The sequence below is a fragment of the Christensenella hongkongensis genome, assembly GCF_000981035.1.
GTDB classification, from domain to species: domain Bacteria; phylum Bacillota; class Clostridia; order Christensenellales; family Christensenellaceae; genus Christensenella; species Christensenella hongkongensis.
The window spans coordinates 1-497 of the sequence record NZ_LAYJ01000125.1; the positions used below are offsets into that span (position 1 = coordinate 1).

The 497-nt window shown below is 47.2% G+C and carries 1 pseudogene; it reads left to right on the forward strand.

The features are described from left to right. Window positions 1-63: 63 nt before the first annotated feature. Window positions 64-497: pseudogene (locus tag CHK_RS16745) on the forward strand (hypothetical protein); the annotation flags it as partial.

The window sequence follows — 497 nt, forward strand, 5'->3', positions numbered from 1 at the left end:
ACGACACGTGCTGCATGGCTTTGGGGACAAATCATATATATCTGCTTAGCGACGGCATTGTATATGGCGTTTATCCTGTTTGCAACCTCCGCACTGTGTGCGCACAATTCGTTCATTGGCGACCAATGGAGCGAAACGGCGGCGATGCTCGGATATTCAGGTRCGGGAGAAGCTATTGCCCTACCCGCTTTTGTGAAAACACTTGAAATGAGCACACCGTATGCGTGCATGGGAACAATCTTCCTGCTGATGCTGCTGTATACCCTGCTGATGGTGTCGATTATGTTGGCGGTCAACATCCGCAAAGGACAGTTTTGGGGCGTTATCAGCGTTTTTTTGTTCAGTCTGTATGGGCTGCTTTTAAATCCTCAGATATTTGGACAAATGTTCAACCTGCCTCAAGAATTGATGTATAAGGCTAATGTAGCAGTTGGGTGGATGTCACCCTTAAACCAGGCAACCTACCATATGCACAATTTCGGATATGATCTGCTTCC